The sequence below is a fragment of the Corallococcus llansteffanensis genome (genome assembly GCF_003612055.1).
GTDB lineage: Bacteria > Myxococcota > Myxococcia > Myxococcales > Myxococcaceae > Corallococcus > Corallococcus llansteffanensis.
Genome location: NZ_RAWB01000149.1, coordinates 1 through 18,335, shown reverse-complemented (window position 1 = coordinate 18,335; position 18,335 = coordinate 1). Strand labels below are relative to the sequence as shown.

Annotated in this window: 15 protein-coding genes and 1 pseudogene; 7 read left to right on the top strand and 9 right to left on the bottom strand. The window is 71.9% G+C overall.

Annotated elements, in window-relative coordinates; genetic code table 11:
• The 3 genes and pseudogenes from D7V93_RS44960 to D7V93_RS16280 form a co-directional block, all read left to right on the top strand.
• Positions 1-278, top strand: a pseudogene (locus D7V93_RS44960) (hypothetical protein); the annotation flags it as partial.
• Between the two features lie 23 nt (positions 279-301).
• Positions 302-466: an energy transducer TonB gene (locus tag D7V93_RS16285; RefSeq protein ID WP_279636921.1), complete on the top strand. Its 165-nt coding sequence runs from the start codon at positions 302-304 to the stop codon at positions 464-466.
• 188 nt (positions 467-654) lie between these two features.
• Positions 655-2,139 carry a phytoene desaturase family protein gene (locus D7V93_RS16280; protein ID WP_120644287.1) on the top strand — a complete coding sequence of 495 codons (1,485 nt, stop codon included), beginning with the start codon at positions 655-657 and terminating at the stop codon, positions 2,137-2,139.
• Between the two features lie 339 nt (positions 2,140-2,478).
• On the opposite strand, the gene eutB is transcribed toward D7V93_RS16280, so the two are convergent.
• The 7 genes from eutB to D7V93_RS16245 all read right to left on the bottom strand — a co-directional run bounded on the left by eutB (position 2,479) and on the right by D7V93_RS16245 (position 11,506).
• Entirely contained in the window at positions 2,479-4,734 is a 2,256-nt protein-coding gene (eutB, locus tag D7V93_RS16275) for an ethanolamine ammonia-lyase subunit EutB (protein WP_120644286.1), read from the bottom strand.
• A gap of 123 nt (positions 4,735-4,857) precedes the next feature.
• Positions 4,858-6,240, bottom strand: a complete 1,383-nt coding sequence (locus tag D7V93_RS16270; protein ID WP_147451194.1) for a hypothetical protein — start codon at positions 6,238-6,240, stop codon at positions 4,858-4,860.
• Positions 6,241-6,309: 69 nt separating this feature from the next.
• Positions 6,310-7,464 carry a dienelactone hydrolase family protein gene (locus D7V93_RS16265; RefSeq protein WP_120644284.1) on the bottom strand — a complete coding sequence of 385 codons (1,155 nt, stop codon included), beginning with the start codon at positions 7,462-7,464 and terminating at the stop codon, positions 6,310-6,312.
• Positions 7,461-9,359, bottom strand: a complete 1,899-nt coding sequence (locus tag D7V93_RS16260) for a hybrid sensor histidine kinase/response regulator (protein WP_167509470.1) — start codon at positions 9,357-9,359, stop codon at positions 7,461-7,463. The genes D7V93_RS16265 and D7V93_RS16260 overlap by 4 nt, the downstream gene beginning before the upstream one ends.
• Before the next feature lie 144 nt (positions 9,360-9,503).
• Positions 9,504-10,433, bottom strand: a complete 930-nt coding sequence (locus D7V93_RS16255; RefSeq protein WP_120644282.1) for a TIGR02757 family protein — start codon at positions 10,431-10,433, stop codon at positions 9,504-9,506.
• Between the two features lie 37 nt (positions 10,434-10,470).
• A complete protein-coding gene (locus D7V93_RS16250) occupies positions 10,471-10,938 on the bottom strand; it encodes a MogA/MoaB family molybdenum cofactor biosynthesis protein (RefSeq protein ID WP_208723043.1) in 468 nt (155 codons plus the stop codon).
• 253 nt (positions 10,939-11,191) lie between these two features.
• Positions 11,192-11,506 carry a Rieske (2Fe-2S) protein gene (locus D7V93_RS16245; RefSeq protein WP_120612036.1) on the bottom strand — a complete coding sequence of 105 codons (315 nt, stop codon included), beginning with the start codon at positions 11,504-11,506 and terminating at the stop codon, positions 11,192-11,194.
• A gap of 79 nt (positions 11,507-11,585) precedes the next feature.
• Here D7V93_RS16245 and polX point away from each other — a divergent pair, with 79 nt between their 5' ends.
• Genes polX through mrtX form a run of 3 tightly spaced genes read left to right on the top strand, consistent with a single transcriptional unit; the run spans position 11,586 to position 14,693 of the window.
• The gene (gene polX, locus D7V93_RS16240; RefSeq protein WP_120644280.1) at positions 11,586-13,346 is read left to right on the top strand and encodes a DNA polymerase/3'-5' exonuclease PolX; all 1,761 of its coding nucleotides are present in this window, start codon (positions 11,586-11,588) and stop codon (positions 13,344-13,346) included.
• 19 nt (positions 13,347-13,365) lie between these two features.
• Positions 13,366-13,971 carry an MXAN_2756 family trypsin-like serine endoprotease gene (locus D7V93_RS16235; protein ID WP_120644279.1) on the top strand — a complete coding sequence of 202 codons (606 nt, stop codon included), beginning with the start codon at positions 13,366-13,368 and terminating at the stop codon, positions 13,969-13,971.
• Positions 13,968-14,693 (top strand): myxosortase MrtX, encoded by a 726-nt coding sequence (mrtX, locus tag D7V93_RS16230; RefSeq protein WP_120644278.1) that lies wholly within the window; start codon positions 13,968-13,970, stop codon positions 14,691-14,693. The genes D7V93_RS16235 and mrtX overlap by 4 nt, the downstream gene beginning before the upstream one ends.
• An 18-nt stretch (positions 14,694-14,711) precedes the next feature.
• Here mrtX and D7V93_RS16225 read toward each other — a convergent pair whose 3' ends face one another.
• On the bottom strand, positions 14,712-15,545 hold the full coding sequence (locus D7V93_RS16225) for a class II glutamine amidotransferase (RefSeq protein ID WP_120644277.1): 834 nt from the start codon (positions 15,543-15,545) through the stop codon (positions 14,712-14,714).
• Positions 15,546-15,760: 215 nt separating this feature from the next.
• Here D7V93_RS16225 and D7V93_RS16220 point away from each other — a divergent pair, with 215 nt between their 5' ends.
• Positions 15,761-17,368 carry an Hsp70 family protein gene (locus D7V93_RS16220; RefSeq protein WP_120644276.1) on the top strand — a complete coding sequence of 536 codons (1,608 nt, stop codon included), beginning with the start codon at positions 15,761-15,763 and terminating at the stop codon, positions 17,366-17,368.
• On the opposite strand, the gene D7V93_RS44955 is transcribed toward D7V93_RS16220, so the two are convergent.
• A complete protein-coding gene (locus D7V93_RS44955) occupies positions 17,365-17,535 on the bottom strand; it encodes a hypothetical protein (protein WP_158623761.1) in 171 nt (56 codons plus the stop codon). The genes D7V93_RS16220 and D7V93_RS44955 overlap by 4 nt on opposite strands.
• Positions 17,536-18,335 lie beyond the last annotated feature (800 nt).

The following is an 18,335-nucleotide window of genomic DNA, read 5'->3' as shown; positions in this document are numbered from 1 at the left end:
ACCGTATCCCCCGCACCCCCACGCCGATGACCACCACGCCCCCGGAGGTGACGCCGGATCCGACGCCGGAGCCGACCACCGTGGCGGACGCGACCACCACGGACGCGACGGGCACGGGCTCCAACGAGCCGGTGGGAGACCCGGACGGAGATCCGAACAGCACGAGCCCCATCGGCGCCATCGGCGTGCCGAACATCCCGGAGGCCACCGGCACGGAGGTCCTCCCCTTCATGGGCGGGATGACGCCGCCGGTGATGCTGAGTGGCGCGTGTAGCTGAGCTCCGCGCCACTCAGCATCACCGTGGAGGGCACCATGCGGGACTGCCGCATCATCAAGGGCCTGCCGTACATGGATGATGCCGTGCTGTCGGCGCTCCAGTCGCGCCACTATCAGCCCATGACGTACCAGGGCCGCGCGGTGAACGTGGCGTACACGTTCAACATCAAGCTCCGCATGCCCCGGTAGGCCCCGGGTGTCCGCCAGTGAAAGCGCATGGATGCTTGCCTCCCCCGCCTGGGGAAAAGGTTCGCGGCGGGAGGGTGGGCCCGTTAGGAATGTCCTGTCGCGACTGGCCATGTGCGCGATACCGGCACCGGAAGGCGCGGGCCTCCCCCGGCCCGCATCCGGTGCCGGTCCCTTTTTCCTGAGCGACGTTGGACACCTGGTACGACGCGGTGGTGGTGGGCGCGGGCTTCGGCGGACTGGCCACGGCGCTGGAGCTCTGTCGCCGGGGCGCCCGCGTGGCGCTGTGCGAGGCGCTCAACTATCCGGGCGGCTGTGCGAGCACCTTCCGTCGCGGAGGCTACGCCTTTGAGTCCGGCGCCACGCTGTTCTCCGGCTTCGATGCGCACCAGCTCTTCGGCCGGTGGATCCGCGAGCACGCGCTGGACGTCACGGTGGAGCCGGTGGATCCGCTGGTGGAGCTTCGCGCCCCGGGGTTGCGGCTGCCGGTGCACCGGGACCGCACGCGCTTCATCGGTGAGCTGTGCGCGCTGCCGGGCGCTCCCGTGGAGGCCCTGACACGCTTCTTCGAGACCCAGGCCCGGGTCGCCGGAGTGCTGTGGCCGCTGTTCGACGACCCGGACCTGTTGCCGCCGTTGAGCCTGAAGTCCCTGCTGCGGCACGCGGGGCGCGCGTGGACGTATGCGCCGCTGGCGCGCTGGCTGGGCCGACCGCTGGGGGCGGTGGTCGCGCACCACGGACTGGAGCACTTCACGCCGCTGCGCACCTACCTGGACGCGCTCTGCCAGATCACCGTGCAGTGTTCGGCAGCGGAGGCGGAGGCCCCGTTCGCGCTCGCGTCGATGGACTACTACTGGCGCGGCACGGGGCACGTGCGGGGCGGCATCGGCCAGCTGGCGAAGGCGCTCACGGGGGCCATCACGGCCCGTGGCGGCGACGTGCTGATGGCCAACCGGGTGCGCGCGGTGACGCGCGTGGAGGGCGGTTGGAGGGTGACGGCGCGGCGGGGCGAACTGCTCGCGCGGCACGTCGTGGCCAACGTGCTGCCCCAGGGCCTGCGCTCGCTGCTCGACGTGCCCGTGGGACGCCTTCCCCGCGTGGATGCCCTCGCCGAGCGCGTGGATGGAGGTTGGGGTGCGGCGATGCTGTACCTCGTGGTGCGTCCGCCCGAAGGGGACTCCGGCAGCGCGCGCCACCTTGAGCTGGTGCGGGATCCGGCCCAGGCCTTCACCGAGGGCAACCACCTGTTCGCCTCGGTGAGCGGGGTGGCGGATGAAGGGCGCGCGCGGCCGGGGCAGCGCACGGTGACGGTGTCCACGCACGTGCCGCTGAAGAAGCTCGCGGGCCTGTCGCAGGAAGCACAGGGGCCCTACTTCACCCAGCTCCATGCGCGGATGCGCGAGGGCCTGGACGCGCTGGCCCCCGAGTGGATGGGCCAGGTGGTGCACGCCATGACGGCCTCACCGCGCACGTTCCAACGCTTCACGCTGCGCGAGGCTGGCGCGGTGGGCGGAGTGCCCCGGCGCGCGGGCCTGGACAACTACCGCACGCTGGGCCCGTTCCAGGCTGACCGAGGCCTGTGGCTGGTGGGAGACTCCGTGTTCCCGGGCCAGAGCACCCTGGCCACTGCGGTGGGCGGCGTGCGCACGGCGGCGAGCATCGCGTCCGCGCGCTGAAGCGCGGGCTCGCGTGAGCCAGGGCCGCCACGTCCCGGTGCTCCGAGCGGTTCGCGCGGACGCGACAGGACGCGAGCCCTTCGCATCGCACCGGGAGTAAGTGAGAAGCGGGACGCTCACCGGTGCCGAGCCGTGCGGACGTGACAGGACACGAGCCCTTCTCATCGCGCCGGGAGTAAGTGAGAAGCGGGACGCCCACCGGTGCCGAGCCGTGCGGACGTGACAGGATACGAGCCCTTCTCATCGCACCGGGAGTAAGTGAGAAGCGGGACGCTCACCGGTGCCGAGCCGCGCGAGTTCGACAGGACGCGAGCCTTTCGCATCGCGTCCGGAGACAGCTCACCCCATCGCCGCGGTGTCCCCCGCGCTCGGAGGCATCGTGCGCGCGGTCGCCGCCAGCTCCGCGAGGATGCGCACCGCCTCCCGCGCGGCGTCTTCCGGCTGCACACTCGTGTCCGAGATGCCGGCGATGAGCCGCGTGCGGTCGTGGTCCACCGCGCCCTGCCGCGCCCAGGTGCTCGCGGAGGGCGCCGTGAGGTACGCGGAGTAGGCGTGGTGCCCGGAGCCAGGACGCTCGCCAATCACGTGCACCAGGGCGCACGGCCGCGCGTCCTCCTCGTCACCGAACAGCAGGCGTCCCACCTGATAGCCCGCGCGCACCCGGCCGTGCTTCACCACCAGCACCTCCGGGGCCACGCGCCAGCCCTGCGCGTCCAGCTCCGCGCGCAGCGTGTCCACGAACGGCGCCAGGTGCCCTGCGTCCATCAGCGAGCGTGGATCCAACCCGTCCGACACGACGAGCTGCGCGTCGTACCTCCCACCGTGCCGCTCGCGCAGCGCACGCACCATCGCCTCCGATGCGCCCTCCAGCGACTCGCCCGAGGGAGGATGCAGGATGTAGTCGCGCCGGTCTTCCGAGCGCGTCCGCAGCCGCACCGCTCCAGGTAGGGACTCCACCGTCGCCTCGGACAGCTCCGACCAGAGGCCCACCTTGGCATCCTCGTACAGGCTCCGCAGGTCCTGCTCCAGCGTGGGCTCCAGCGTCCACGGCGTCTCGCCATGCCCCACCGCCAGCGGCACACCCCGGGCGCGCACCCGCGCCATCTGCACTTCGGCCTCCGCGCGCAGCTCCGCCTCCGTGCGCGTGTCGCCCTTGTGCCGGCGGTAGTGCACGTAGACGTGGCGAGGGTCGCCGAAGTGCTTCGTGGGCCGGCCGTCCGCGTCGATGACGCCCAGGCGCTGGAAGAAGGCCCACATCCGGTCATCCACCTTCAGGCCGTACCGCTCGCGCAGCCGCACGTGGTCCTGGAAGGACGTGGTGAGGTAGCTGAGCATCGGATCATTCCGCGTGGGCAGCGCCATCAGGTACGCGGGCCCCGCTTCGGCCAGCTGCTCCTGGCACCAGCCCAGGTCATCCAGCGTCACGTCCATGTGCAGCGTGGAGCACACGTCCAGGCCCAGCGTGAGGCCGTGCAGCTTGCCCATCACGATGTCTTCCAGGCAGCAACGCACCAGTTGTTCGCGCGTGCGGAACACCTCCGGCCCGATGAAGCCCGCCACGTCGTTGACATGCACCCACGGCGCCGCGTCCCGCCCCGCGCCGGCCTGCGCCACGGCGACCCGGCGCTTGAGGGCCCGCGCGAAGCCGTACTTGCGCGACTCGTGGATGAGCATGTCCGTGCCGTGGTGGTGCCCGTTCGTCGCGTCCGCGCCCTGCCCCGTCTCGAAGTACAGGCCCCACGGACCGGTGCGCGCCGCCGCGTGCGCCACCATCTTCTCCAGCGTCACGTCGAAGGTGCGGTTGGCCGCTTCGTTCCCGCCGAGGCTCTGGAACCAGATGCCCGTGGTGCCCGGCTGCAGCGCCTCCACCTGCGCCTGCACGTCGATGTGCGCCAGCACGCAGTGGGGCATCACGTCCGTCAACCCGAACGTCACCAGCACGTCGTGCAGCGCCGCCTCCACCACTGCCACCGACGCGACATCCGACGACACCGGGTTGGTGCCCAGCACCACATCCCCCACCGCGAAGGCCCACCCGTTGAAGACCTGCCAGCGGATGTCCTCGGGATGATCCGTGGGCGAGTTGGGCTGCAGGCGCGCGCCCAGGTAGCCCCGCGCGCCCACGCGGCTGCCCGGCAGCGGATGGAAGATGCGCCCCCCCACCGCCTTCAGCTCCGCGTCGCTCATCAGCTTCACCACGCACGCGATGACGTCGCTGGGCAGCCCATCGAGCGCGTCGTGCACGGCCGCCTCGTCCGCGGTGAGCAGGAAGTCCTTGAGCTGCCCCAGCGTCCAGTCCGCCACGCGCCGCCAGCGCGCCGCGTCCCACGCCTCCAGGCTGAAGATGTGCAGCCGGTCCTCGAAGGGCGGATGCGTGTGCACGTCGCTCAGGCGCGTGCGCGCCAGCAGCGCGCGGGCCCGCTGCCGCGAGTCCTCGTCCGCCGCCGCGACACCAATGGCCGCGTCGCCTTCCTTGAACGCGTTCGCCGCACCCAGAACCTGTTGATACAGACGCGCATCGAAGCCGCCGTGAAGCCGTTGCACGAAGTCCAGCACGTCTTCGTCGGGGAGGACGTCGGGGAGACGGACGCTCATGGGGGCTCAGCTTTTACCGGCGGCCCCGCCGCGCCACCATCCCCCCACGGCCCTGTCGCCTGGGTGACGCACGCACGCTTGTTCTCGCGGAAAGCTTGCTGCTGCAATCGTCAGCGAGGGCCCTCAACCGCCATCCGCACCGGGGACGCAGCCTAAAGGCGGCCGCCACGCGCGCAGCGCCTCCACGCGGGCGTCCTGCACCTGGGCGACGCCGTTCGGTGCATCCAGCCCGTGGACGGCGGGTTCGCGCGTGAAGTCGAGCACCCCGGACGGCACCGGCCTTGCCGGGCAGCCCTCCTGGAAGGTGGCCTCCGCGGCGCCCAGGAGCTCGTTCACGAAGTCCTCTGCGACATTCCAGGACCACGGGTAGGTCCACGTGCCCGACCAGGGCTCGGCGCCTCCTGCCGGAAACCAGCGCCAGCCCAGCCGCGTCTGCGCCGTGGAGCCTCCGTAGACTCCGCCCATGACGCCCCCCACGCGATGGGTGCGGGTCCATTCGATACGGAAGTCCTTCGGCACGGGGACCCGCAGGGCCTCCACCTGCACGTCCGCCCGCACCTCCGGCGCCAGCAGTAGCATCCACGTCAGCTCCCGCAGCCGCGCCGGATCCATGCGCCCCGCCATCACCTCGGAGCGGCGCGCGGCATCCGTGCCCGCTCCGTCCACGGTGCCCCCGGGTTGCAGCGCGAGCTGCGAGCAGCTGCTCGACCGGTACGCCGTTCCGGTTCCCAGGTGATACGCGTCGAGCTGATCACAGAAGGCGTAGTGCCCCCGGCGGCCCCGTACCACCAGCCAGCCGTCCATGGGTGCGCGGATGCGTCCCAGGGGCAGCGCCGACTGGACGGGCTTCGCTCCAGGGGTTTCGACCAGGCACTCGCGCCACGTCCGGTAGCGCGAACCGGGAGGCTTCTTCCTGGCGCGCGCCTCGCAGTCCGGTGGACGGGGGCGACCCGCAACGGACTCACGGAGTTGACCGTGGCGCAGGGACTCCGGACGAAAGGCCTGATCCGCCCGGGCACGCCAGGGCACGGTCTCCACGCCGCACGCATCGGCCTTCGCCGGACACAGCAGGGCCTCCAGCCGGTGCCCCTTCGAGTGCTCGCGCGTCAGCACGTCGCGGAGGTCCGGAGGAATCACCACCGTGTGGGGCCCGGGGCGTCCGAGCTCCAGCTGCGACGCCAAGTAGTCCTTCCCGCCGTCGCGCCACCACGTCTTCAACGCAAGCCCGGACACGGCCTCGTCCTCCATGCGGGACATCCCACCGGCCTCTTCGCGGGCCAGCGCGAAGCAGCGCAGGTCCAGCAGGGCGGTCATCGCCGGCCGCACCAGGGCCACCGTGCCCCCCTCGGCGAGCTCCTCCACCTGCGGGTCGAACGCGGCCAGCCTGTCACGCGCCTCGGTCCAGGCGGGCGTGTCCGGGGCACACGGAAGGATGCGAGCCACGGGCGAAGGCGCGGCCGTCAGCAGCCAGCCGAGCCCGGCCGACACCACGAGGGACATGGACATGCCCCCCATGGCACCTGCTCACGTCACCGGACGTCAAGCCACCGCCGCGCGCGGAAGCCCGAAACCGCGCTACTCGCCGAGCAGCCCGGACCAGAAGCGCACCAGCCGCAGCGCCTCCAGCGCGTCGACCTCGCGGTCCATCTCCGCGTGGGTGATGAGCGGCGTGGCGCGCAGGTGGACGCGCGTGAAGGGCTCCAGCGCGCGCGCCAGCAGCGTGGACTCGATGGCGGGGATGACGGAGTCGTCCACCCCGTGCAGCAGGTACACCGGCGCGTGGGGCGCGGGCGAGCGCTCCGGCGACAGCGACGGGTCTCCCGCGAAGTCCTTCACGAGCGGCAGCAGCCGGGTCCCCAGCGCGGCCACGTCGCGCGTGTTCACCAGGTGCAACAGCGTGGCGGCGGGCTCCGGCAGCTCCGCCTCCTGCTTGCGCGCCTCCTCGAAGGTGGCCGCCGCCTGCTTCCCATCCACCAGCGTCAGGTGCGAGGCGCGCAGGAAGGTGCGGACGCCCTTGCGCAGCGGCTCCACCTGCTCCGGGGGCACCAGCCGTTCCGCGGCGCTGAGCAGGATGACGACCACGCCGTAGTCGTGCGGCTTGCGGCGCACCCCGTCCGACTGGACGCCCGTGCACAGGAAGGACAGCACGCGCGACAGCTCGCCGTGCCCACCGAAGGACAGCACCGCGGCCACGCGGTCGCGCAGCGAGGGCCTTCCCGCCGCGACGACGGACAGCCCTCCGGAGAAGCTGATGCCGAACAGGTCCAGCTTCCCCTCGGGGACGAGCGCCGGCTGGCCCAGGGCCCAGAGGGCCGCGTCCTCGATGACGTCCGTCAGGCGCGGGGTGATTTCATAGCGCAGCAGGTCCGGCGGCTCCGGCGTGAGCACCGGGTGCCCTCCGGTGGCCAGGTCCCCCGCGAGCTTCACCAGCCGCGGCTCGTCGATGCCCGCCGCGTGCACGCCCGAGGTGAGCATGATGAGCCGGCCTCGTCGCTCGGCCGGCTGGTAGAGCCGCGCGCGCACCGGGCCGTGGCGCGTGGGCACGCTCAGGTCCGACACCGTGAAGGGCCCCGTGTCGAAGCGGGCCAGCGCTTCGGCCGCGGTCCCGTGCAGGCCCGCCGCGCGCAGCATGAAGGACAGCCCCCGCAGCTCCGGAGGCAGCAGGACGAGGCCCGACAGCAGCAGCGCCGACAGCACGGCCGTGAGCGACCAGCGGGTGCGGCGCTTCATTGCATCAGGGTCTCGACGAAGGTGCACAGCTGGTCGCGCTCGAAGGGCTTCTCCAGCAGCTCCTTCGCGCGGCGTCCCACGAACTCCCGGGCCTGGGGGTTCACCCCTCCCGTCATCAGCCCGGTGCGCGGCGCCAGCTCCGGCGCCAGCCGCTCCAGCTCCACCAGGAAGTCCATGCCACTCATGCCCGGCATCATCAGGTCGCAGAGGATGGCATCGAACTTCTCGCCGTGCGACAGCCGCCTCAGGGCCTCGCGCGCGTCCTGGATGACGTGCACTTCGTAGAGGTTGCGCAGCAGGCGGCTCACCGCGCTGCCCACCGCGGGCTCGTCGTCGATGAGCAGCAGGCGCCTCAGGTTCCGCGTCGCGCGGGTCGCCTGCGGGGGCGCATCGCTCGTCGCAGCCGCGACGGGGGCCGCGTCCGCCGGGGGGATGGCCGCTTCCGCCTGCCCCGCGAGCGCCGGCAGCTCCACGCGGAAGAGGCTGCCCTGGCCCAGCTCGCTGGCCACCTCGATGTGGCCGCCCATCGCATGCACCAGCGTGAGGCAGATGGACAGGCCCAGGCCGGTGCCGCCCCGGGGCGCACGCGTGGTGAAGAACGGGTCGAAGATGCGCTGGCGCACGTCCATCGCCATGCCCTGGCCGTTGTCCTCCACTTCGATGAGCACGTGCCCTTCCCGTCCCGGGCGCACGCGCAACCGCAACGCGTTCTCCTCCACGGGCCGGTCACCGAAGGCCTGGAGCGCGTTCATGAGCAGGTGCGTGACCACCTGTCCCAGCCGGCCCTCGTTGCCGTGCACCGCGGCCACCGGTTCCAATTCACACGTCAGGCGCGCGCGGTGCTGGACCTCGTCGCGCATCAGCTTGAGCGCGCCGTCCACCGCGCGCTGCACGTCCACCGGGCCGTGGCGCTCCTCCTCCGCGCGCGAGAAGGTCCTCAGGTCGCGCACGATGGAGCGCACGCGTCCGGCGCCCTCCAGCGCTTCGGCCACCACCTGCCGCAGCTCCTCCAGCTGCTCCACGGGCACCACCGGCTGCGCCACGCGCTCCCAGAGGTAGGCCAGGTTGGAGGTGACGTAGGAGAGCGGGTTGTTGATCTCATGCGCGACGCCCGCCGCCAGCGTGCCCACGGACGTCATCCGCTCCGCCAGCCGCCGCTGCGTCTCCAGGCGCGTGCGCTCGGTGACGTCGCGCACGAGCCCCACGAGGAAGCGCTCGCCGTCGGGCAGCGTGTACGCGGCCCGCTGCGTGAGGACCTCGAAGGAGCGTCCCTTGAGGTCGGTGAACGTGACCTCGTCCTCCACGGTCTGCCCGGTGGTGAAGGCGCGCTCGTCCTGGCGCCAGGACAGCTCCGCCTCATGCGTGGGCACGATCGCGTAGGAGGATTGGTTCCGCAGCGCTTCGGCGGTCACCCCCAGCAGCCGGCAGAAGGCGCTGTTCGTCATCACGAAGCGGTGCTCGCGGTTCTTGATGAACAGCGGCTCCGGCATCGCGTCCAGCGCGCCCTGGAGCATGTCCCGCGTGCGCCGCAGCGCGAGCGCGTCCTCGTCCGCCGAGCGGCGCAGCAGCGCCGCGAGCCTCGGGCCCCAGCGCGTGCCGGGCGGCGCGACACACTCGTCCGCGCCCGCTTCGACCAGGGCCTCGGCGTCCGCGCCGTCGCGCGACGTCAACACCACCAGCCACGTGCGCGAGGGCTGCCGCCGCGCGTGCATCCACTGACAGCGCGCCTTCACGGCCTCCAGCGGACCGCCATGGTCCCACAGCACGAGCAGCCCCTCGGGCAACGGCTCCGAGGCCGCTTCGACACGGAGCACCCGACACGCGCGTCCAGCGGCCGTGGCGCTCAAGTCGCGCTCCACGTCCTGGGCCACCGGGGCTGGAACCGCCACCAGCATTGCGTGCACTGCGTTGCTCCTCACACCCCGCGGTCCGGTCCATGACACCCGTGCCGCGGGACTGCATTGCAGCCTTGACCGAACCAACCCGTCAACGCGGGGTCGCGCGGACTGCCCGTAGCCCATTTCGAGGTCCGGGGGGACTCAGATTTGCAGGGCTGCTCGCGCGACGACGCGAGGTCCCACCTTGCACGATGACAGAAGCGAACACCGCGCGCAGTGCTCGGGCAGCGTCTTCGCGGGACAGGCCCCGCTCATGCCGTAGTGGCACAAAGCGAAGTCATAGCGGACGGGATCCATGGGGTCGAGCGCGCGCAGGGACGCCGTCACCTCTTCGGCGGTGCGCCACGTGAGGTCCGTGCGGCGGGTCAGCCCCAGGTGCAGCGCCATGCGGCCGATGTGGGTGTCCAGCGGCACGAGCAGCACGGACGCGGGCACCTGCTTCCAGATGCCGAAGTCCACCGCGTCCGGGCCCCGCACCATCCAGCGCAGGTAGAGGTTGAGGCGCTTGGCCGCGCCGGGCCCCAGGGGCGAGGGCAGCAGGTGGTGCAGGCCGCGCTCCGGGCCCAGCGCCTCGCGCAGCGCGGCCATGGGGATGTCGCGCAGGGCGGCGGTGAAGGCCGCGAGCGCGCCGTGCAGCGCGCCGCTCGCCTTCCAGCCCTGGACGAAGAGCGCCTCCAGGCTGCCGTGCTCGCGCAGCGCGCGGCCCATGCCCAGCAGCAGCACGGCCAGGTCGGTGCCCACGTTGAAGCGGTACACGAAGCCCGTCAGCAGCTCCCGCGCACCGGCCACGTCCAGCGCCCGCACGAAGGCCGCGGGGGATGGGCCCATGCGCGCGAGCAGCCCGTGCACCTTCGGGCGGAAGAGGTCCGCGCGCCCGTAGGCCAGCGCCGCCGCGAGCAGCGCGCTGACCTCCACGTCGCGCGGGTCCCGGTAGCGATGGGGGAACTCCACCGGGTCGAAGCCGATGCGGGCCCGGGCATCGGTGGCCGCCATGAAGGCCTCCAGGCGGGGGCGCAGGCGCTCGGCCGCCTGGGTGCTCAGTCCGGTGTGCGCGCCACGGCGCTTCTTCATCGCAGGCACTCCCACCTCGCTCTCATGCTCCCCTTCTCTAACGGGTGAGCTCACGCACCGCGTGGCCGAGTTCCGGGAGGATGAGCGCGTCCAGGGCCAGCCGCACCGCCTGCGGCGAGCCGGGCAGCGCGAAGAGGATCATCCCCTGGTACGTGCCCGCCGTGGCGCGCGACATCAGCGCGGGGCTGCCGATCTGCTGGTACGACAGCATCCGGAACAGCTCGCCGAAGCCGGGCAGCTCCTTCTCGAAGAGCGCGCGCAGGGTCTCCACCGTGCAGTCGCGCCGGCCAATGCCCGTGCCGCCGGTGAAGAGCACCGCGCGAGCCCCCGCGGCCTGCGCCTGCGCGAGCGCGCCCCGGATGGCCTCCGGATCATCCTTCACCACGGTGTGCCCGGCGACGGTGTGCCCCGCCGCGGACAGCCCCTCGCGCAGGTCCTTCCCGCTGCCGTCGTGCGCCGCGTCCCGGCTGTCCGAGCACGTCACCACGAACGCGCTGACGTGCACCGGCGCGCGAGCCTTGTGCTCCGCCGCCACCGCCGAGCCCTCGGGCGCATGCGAGTGCCCGTGATCATGACCGTGGCCGTGGTCATGCGAGTGCCCGTGGTCATGACCGTGCTCGTGGTCATGCGAGTGCCCGTGCTCATGCGAGTGGGGGTGGGAATGCGGGTGGCCATGACCGTGGTCATGGTCATGGTCGTGATCGTGTCCGTCGTGTCCCATGGTGGACGCTCCTGGTGGCTGCGGTGGCGTGGAAGGCTCAGGCGTCGGGCAGGTCGACGACGAGCGCGCCGTCCTCGACCGCGAGCTGCACCGTTGGCTGGTCGTCACACACGCCGGGCGAGGTGACGTTCTGTCCGGTGTCCATGTCGAAGCCGACTTCGTGGCAGGGGCAGACGACCGTGTTGTCCTCGATGCGGCCGCCGGACAGCAGGCACCCGGCGTGGTTGCACCAGTCATCAAGACCCTTGTACCGGCCGTGGATCTTCGCGATGCAGACGTTGCGCTTGCCGACTTCGTAGCCGCGCATCTCCCGCTCGGCGAAGTCCGCGGGCCCCAGCTTGATCTTCGTCATTGTGTTCCTTTTCGCGCTCCCTTTTCCCACAACGCGTGCGGGCCTGCACCCCCGTTCCCCCGTCATTAATCTTCCGACCGTGACCTCCGACGTGACACCCTCCAACGCCGTGCTCACCGACAAGGCGGCCGTCGCCCAGGTCCTCCGGGACATGTCCCTGCTGCTCCAACTCCAGGGTGAGAGCGGCTTCCGCGTCCGGGCCTACGACATCGCCGCCGACCGCATCGCGAACCTCCCCCAGGAGCTGGGCGCCATCGTCACCCAGGGCCGCCTGCAGGATCTCCAGGGCATCGGCCCGGGGCTCGCCGACAAGCTCACCGAGCTGGTGACCACGGGCCGCCTGGGCGCCTTCGAGGAGCTGAAGGCCCGCTTCCCCGCCGGCCTCCTGGACCTGATGAAGCTGCCGGACGTGGGCCCGAAGAAGGTGGCCGTGCTCTGGAGCCAGCTCCAGGTGGGGAGCGTGGAGGACCTGGAGCGCGCCTGCCGCGACGGCCGCGTGCGCGAGCTCAAGGGCTTTGGCGCGAAGAGCGAGACGAAGCTCCTGGACGGCATCGCGGTGTACCGGCGCGCGAAGGGCGAGCGGAAGCTGTTGGGAGACGCGCTGCCCATCGCGCAAGAGCTGCTGGAGCGGATCCGCGCGGCGCCGGGCGTGGTGCGCGCGAGCCTGGGCGGCAGCGTGCGCCGCCGCGCGGAGACGGTGTCCGACGTGGACCTCATCGCCTCCGCGAAGGACGCGGGGCCGGTGCTGGACGCGCTCGCGAACGCGCCGGGCGTGGCGACGGTGCTGGGCAAGGGCGACAGCAAGTGTTCGGTGCGGATGACGCTGGGCGACCTCCAGGTGGACCTGCGCGTGCTGCCGGACGAGGACTTCGCCACCGCGCTGCACCACTTCACCGGCTCCAAGGGCCACCACATCCGGCTGCGCAACCTGGGCCACGACAAGGGCCTGAAGATCTCCGAATGGGGCGTGCACCGCGAGGACGGCACCAAGCTCCCCGTCCCCGACGAAGCCACGCTGTACCGGCTGCTGGGCATGCAGGAGGTGCCGCCGGAGTTGCGCGAGGACTCGGGCGAGGTGGAGGCGGCGCTGGCCGGCACGCTGCCGGTGGACCTGGTGACGCTGGAGGACGTGCAGGGCGCGGTGCACGCGCACAGCACCTGGTCCGACGGCCGCAACTCGCTGGAGGAGATGGCGCGGGCGGCGCAGGCGCTGGGGCTCAAGTACCTCACCGTCACCGAGCACAGCGAGGCGGCCATCCACGCGGGCGGCCTGAAGGTGGACGACCTCAAGCGGCAGTGGGAGGAGATCGACCGCGTGAACGAGGCGGTGCCCGGCCTGCGGCTGCTCAAGGGCATCGAGGTGGACATCCTGGAGACGGGCGCGCTGGACTACGCGGACAGCGTGCTGGAGCAGCTGGAGATCGTCATCGCCTCCATCCACGTGCGCCACTCCCTGGACGAGGACCAGATGACACGCCGGGTGCTGGCGGCACTGGACAACCCGCACATGCACGTCCTGGGGCACCCCACCGGCCGCCTCATCCAGAGCCGCGACCCGTACCCCCTGCGCATGGAGGAGGTGCTGGAGCGCGCCGCCGAACGGGGCGTGGCGGTGGAGGTCAACGGCAAGCCCCAGCGCCTGGACCTCAAGGCCGAGTACGTCCGGCAGGCCGTGTCGCGCGGGGTGAAGCTGGTGGCGAGCTGCGACGCGCACCGCCAGGAGGACCTCAAGAACCTGTCCTTCGCGGTGGCCACCGCGCGCCGGGGCTGGGCCCGCAAGAAGGACATCCTCAACACCCTGCCCGCGGCCAGCTTCCTCGCCGCCCTGCGAGAGCGCTGATAGGCTCGCGGGCGCGCTGATGTTCCGCCCGCTCCCCTTCGCCCTCTTCCTCTGCTTCCTCCTGGCCGCCCCGCTGCGGGCCGGCGCGGAGGCCCGTCCGTCGCGCGCCGACCTCCAGCGCGTGCTGGAGCTGCACGCCCGCTCGTCGGTGCGCGTGCGCGGTCCCCAGCACGCGGGCCCCGGCATCATCGTGGGCGCGGACGGGCAGGTGCTCACCGCCGTGGCGCACGTGGGGCCCCAGTCCGCCCAGGTGGAGCACGCGGGCAATGCGCTGACGGCGCGCGTGGTGCTGTCCAGCACGGTGCTCCAGGTCGCGGTGGTCGCGGGGCCCCAGGGCGCGTGGCCCGCGGCGCCGGTACGGCTGGTGCCGGAGGGGCTCGCGGGCCGCTGGGTGGTGGGCGTGCTGCCCGGCCGCAAGGGGCAGCGGGACCGGCCGCGCGCCACGGTGGCCAAGTCCGGGCCCGCGCCCTTCTTCGACGTGGACCTGACGCTCGCGCCGGGCAGCCCGCTGTATGACGGGGACGGGCGGCTGGTGGCCGTCGTCGTGGAGAAGCGCGGCAGGGGCGCGCGCGCGTTGCCGTTGAGCGCGGTGAAGGCGGAGCTCGCCTCGGCGGATTCACCATGAGCCGGCCCCCGGGGCCGCCGTTCCGGCTGAGCGCGGTGCAGGAGGCGGTGGGGCTCTGGGCCCTGGGCTTCCTGGGCATCGTCGTCGCGTTCGTGCTCGCGGGCGGCAGCAGCGTGCCCAAGCTGGTGGCCACGGTGGGCTTCCTCTACCTGCCGCTCATCCCCATGCGCTGGCGCGACGAGGACTACCGCGACTACGGCCTGTCGCTGCGCGCGTGGAAGCAGGACGTGCGCCTGTTCGTCGTGCTGTCGCTCATCGTGGGGCCGCTGTTCTTCGTGGGCTTCGCCGGCTTCGTGCAGGTGGTGCCGCACCTGCCGTCCGCGCTCGCGCGCCACCTGACGCCCATCGTGGGCGAGGCCCACTTCCACCCGCGCCTGCCCCCGCGCTTCGGCGAGTGGATCATCGATCAGCTCTTCGTCGTCGCCCTGCCGGAGGAGTTCTTCTACCGGGGCTACGTGCAGGCCCGCCTGCGCGACGCATGGCCCCAGGGGCGCGTGGTGCTGGGCGCCCGGCTGGGACGCGCCTTCTGGGTGACGGCGCTGCTCTTCGCGCTGGGCCACCTGGCCATCTTCCAGACCTGGCGGCTGGCGGTGTTCTTCCCCGCGCTGCTGTTCGGCTGGATGCGCGAGCGCACCGGCACCATCCTCGGCTGTTCGCTCTTCCACGCCGCCTGCAACCTCTACGTGCGCTTCCTGGAAGAGTCCTTCTTCGGCGGCCCGTGAGGCGGGCGGAGGCCTGCTTCAAGCCGGAGGCAGGTGCCGGACCTGGAGGTCCGCGCCCACCGCCAGCGTGGTGCCGGGCGACAGCTCCACCCAGCCCTGCGTGCGGGTGACGTGGCTTGCCACCACCACCGTGCGTCGGCGCCGGTGCGCGCTCACCTCGGGATGCGCCTCCGGGGTCTTCGCGTCCACGCCGCACCGCGCGCACTCGGCGCTGCCCTCCAGGCGCGTGTAGTACAGCGGGGCCTCACCACAGCGCGTGGCGACGAGCACCGCGCCGTTGGTGGCCACCATGTTGAGCGGCGGCGTGCGCACCCGCCCGAAGGCCACGAGCGCGGCCATCACTTCACGCATCGTCTCGGAGAGCAGGCGACCGGCGACCTCCGGCTCCAGGCGCGGATCATCCGTGCGGCCCATGTTGCGCAGGCGCGTGAGGAACAGGGCGAAGAGCACCTCGCTGTCCGTGGAGCCCCGCACCTGCCGTTGGAGGTGTTCGGGCACGCGCTCCAGCAACGGGGCGCGCAGGGGCGTGAAGTCCGGCAGCGGGCCCTGGTGGGCGAACAGCCAGTGGCGCGCCCGGAACGGCTGGGTGTTCTCCTCGGGCGACATCCCTGGCGGCAGGCGGCTGGCATGGAAGAGCACCGCCTCTGATTCATGGGGCGGCCCCAGGTCGTCCAGGGTGACGTCCACGTCGGGCGACAGTCGGCGCAGCAGGACCTCCTCCTGGGCATAGGAGCCCACGCCCAGGGCATTGGCCCGGGCTTCCGGACGGAGGACCACTTGCTGGGTGAGACGGTGAAGCTCACACCGCAGGAGATTGGGATCCGAGGACACCGCGGCGAGAATGGCGGACATTCGCACTACCCCCCTTCACCTCAAGGGATAAGGCGGCGATGGACGTGATTCAGCGCCGCCCCCCTGCTCCCCTGCTCTGGCGCTAAGCCCTTGAAATAGCAGGCATTTGACCTGCCATTGCATTGACACCTCACACCGTGGCGCCTAACCTCCGGCCGCTTCATGGCAGGACCCCCCGAGAGGGAACGGGGGTGCAGGTCTTCACCGGAGATGGAATGGCGGACGACATCGCAATCGGCATCGACCTGGGCACGTCGTATTCGTGCGTGTCCGTCGTCCACGAGGGCCAGCCCACGGTCATCCCCAACGAGTGGGGCGAGACGACCCATGCCTCGTGCGTGTCCTTCCTGGAGGAAGGGTCCGTGCTGGTGGGCAACGCGGCGAAGAAGAACATCATCACCAGCCCCGAGACGACGGTGTACTCGGCCAAGCGGCTCATCGGCCGCTACTACTTCTCCGACGAGGTGAAGAAGGCGCAGGCGGTGATGCCGTACCGCATCGTCGAGGGCGAGAACAACTCGGTGCGCATCGGCGTGCGCGAGCGCAGCTACTCGCTGCCGGAGATTTCGGCGCTGGTGCTCAAGGAGATGAAGGCCGTCGCGGAGACGTACCTGGGCCGCGAGGTGACCAAGGCCGTCGTCACGGTGCCGGCGTACTTCAACGACAACCAGCGCCAGGCGACGAAGGACGCGGGCCGCATCGCGGGGCTGGAGGTGCTGCGCATCCTCAACGAGCCCACCGCCGCGGCGCTCGCGTACGGCTTCGGCCGGGACGTGAACCAGCGCGTCGTCGTGTACGACCTGGGCGGCGGCACGTTCGACGTGTCCATCCTGGAGATTGGCAAGGACGTCTTCGAGGTGCTCGCGACGGCGGGCGACACGTACCTGGGCGGCGACGACTTCGACGACCGCATCATGACGTGGATGGCGGAGGACTTCCTCGCGCGCACGCGGCTGGACCTGCGGCAGAACAAGTACTGCCTGCAGATGCTCAAGGACGCGGCGGAGAAGGCGAAGATCGACGTGGGCCAGTTCGGCACGGCGGAGATCCTCTGCCAGGGCATCTGCCAGGACGCCAACGGCAACGTGATGGACCTGCGCAACACGCTCAACCAGGACCAGTTCAACCGGATGGTGATGGACCTGGTGCAGCGCACGTTCAAGGTCTGCGACGAGGCGCTGCAGAGCGCGCGACTGACGGCGGCGGACATCGACGCGGTCATCCTGGTGGGCGGGCCCACGCGGCTGCCCATCATCCGCAACTCGGTGAAGCACTACTTCCAGAAGGACCCGCTGGAGGGCATCAACCCGGATCAGGTCGTGGCCATGGGCGCCGCGCTCCAGTCGCACGCGCTGCTGGACAGCAAGACGGAGACGTTCCTGGTGGACGTCACGCCGCTGACGCTGCGCATCGGCACGGTGGGCGGCTACACCGAGAAGATCATCGACAAGAACACGCCGGTGCCCATCGACCGCTCGAAGACCTTCACCACCAGCCGCGACGGGCAGGAGAAGGTGAAGATCCGCGTGTACCAGGGCGAGTCCAACCGCGCCGAGGAGTGCGAGATGCTCGGCGAGTTCGAGTTCGCGGGCTTCCGCATCGGGTATCGCGGCGAGGTGAAGATCGAGGTGACGTTCGAGATCAACACGGACGGGTTGGTGAACGTGTCCGCGTGCGACGTGGAGACGGGCCAGAAGACGTCCACGTCGATCACGCTGTCCTCCGGCATGACGGAGGCGGACATCCAGCAGTCGATCCAGACCAACCGCAACACGCGGCTCGCGGGCCACAACGGCAACGACATGCCCGCCGTGGCCTCCTAGGCACCGCCGATGTCCGAGCCTTCCGACCCCACCTCCGGCGCACCGCCGGGGCCCGCCGCGCCCGCGGCCCCCGCGCGTCCGGCGACGCCCGCGCTGCCCCGGTTGACCGCGGCCGTCCCTCCGTCCGTCGCGCCCCTGGCGCCCGCCGCGCCCCGAGCCCCGGGCACGGCGGCACCGCCGCGCGCGGTCCCGCCAGCGGGAGCAGGACCGACCACCCAGGCCCCCGTCGGGCCTCCGGCGATGTCTCCACCTCCGGCGTCAGCTGGGGTTCCGTCGGTGGCGCCGGCGACGTCGCGTCCTCCGTCGTCAGGTGGGATTCCGTCGGTGGCGCCGGCGACGTCGCGTCCTCCGTCGTCAGGTGGGATTCCGTCGGTGGCTCCGGCGACCTCGCGGCCCCAGTCGTCAGCCGGGATTCCGCCGGTGGAGAAGGCCGCGGGTCCGGTCGCGCCGCCGCGTGCACCGACCGTGGGAGCGCCGCCGCGAGTGCCGACCGCGGGAGCCCCTGAGGCCGGAGCACCGCCGAGTCCGCCGCCTCCGGGCATCGCGCCAGTGGGTGCGGCTTCGCGTCCGGCACAGCCCCCGGGCATCCCGCCGGTGGGAGCAGAAGGCGCGACAGCGCGGCCGGCCCAGCAGGGCGTCCCCGCGGTGGGTCCGGTGGGCGCATTGCCGGGCATCCCGCCGCTGACCGCTCCCACGCGTCCGCCGCCACCCGGAGTGCCTCCCGTGGGCTCCACGGCCGCGACCCGGCCCACCGTGGCCGGGGTTCCCGCCGTGGGAGCAGCACCACCGCACCAGGTCGCGGCGGTGGCCGTGCCCGTCCAGGCGCGGCCTACCGTCTCTGGGATTCCTGCCGTCGGATCAACACCGGCCCAGGCCGCGACGCCCATGCAGGCGCGCACCACCGTCCCTGGAGTTCCGTCCGTCGGTGCCCCGCCGCCTCCTCAGAACGCGGCGGTGCCCCCAGGGG

What these genes read in the sequence shown, in the direction of transcription:
- eutB (WP_120644286.1), bottom strand. Translation starts at nt 4,734, where the DNA reads ATGAGCGTCCGTCTCCCCGACGTCCTCCCCGACGAAGACGTGCTGGAC.
- D7V93_RS16270 (WP_147451194.1), bottom strand. Translation starts at nt 6,240, where the DNA reads ATGTCCATGTCCCTCGTGGTGTCGGCCGGGCTCGGCTGGCTGCTGACG.
- D7V93_RS16265 (WP_120644284.1), bottom strand. Translation starts at nt 7,464, where the DNA reads ATGAAGCGCCGCACCCGCTGGTCGCTCACGGCCGTGCTGTCGGCGCTG.
- D7V93_RS16260 (WP_167509470.1), bottom strand. Translation starts at nt 9,359, where the DNA reads ATGCTGGTGGCGGTTCCAGCCCCGGTGGCCCAGGACGTGGAGCGCGAC.
- D7V93_RS16255 (WP_120644282.1), bottom strand. Translation starts at nt 10,433, where the DNA reads ATGAAGAAGCGCCGTGGCGCGCACACCGGACTGAGCACCCAGGCGGCC.
- D7V93_RS16245 (WP_120612036.1), bottom strand. Translation starts at nt 11,506, where the DNA reads ATGACGAAGATCAAGCTGGGGCCCGCGGACTTCGCCGAGCGGGAGATG.
- D7V93_RS16235 (WP_120644279.1), top strand. Translation starts at nt 13,366, where the DNA reads ATGTTCCGCCCGCTCCCCTTCGCCCTCTTCCTCTGCTTCCTCCTGGCC.
- mrtX (WP_120644278.1), top strand. Translation starts at nt 13,968, where the DNA reads ATGAGCCGGCCCCCGGGGCCGCCGTTCCGGCTGAGCGCGGTGCAGGAG.
- D7V93_RS16225 (WP_120644277.1), bottom strand. Translation starts at nt 15,545, where the DNA reads ATGTCCGCCATTCTCGCCGCGGTGTCCTCGGATCCCAATCTCCTGCGG.
- D7V93_RS16220 (WP_120644276.1), top strand. Translation starts at nt 15,761, where the DNA reads ATGGCGGACGACATCGCAATCGGCATCGACCTGGGCACGTCGTATTCG.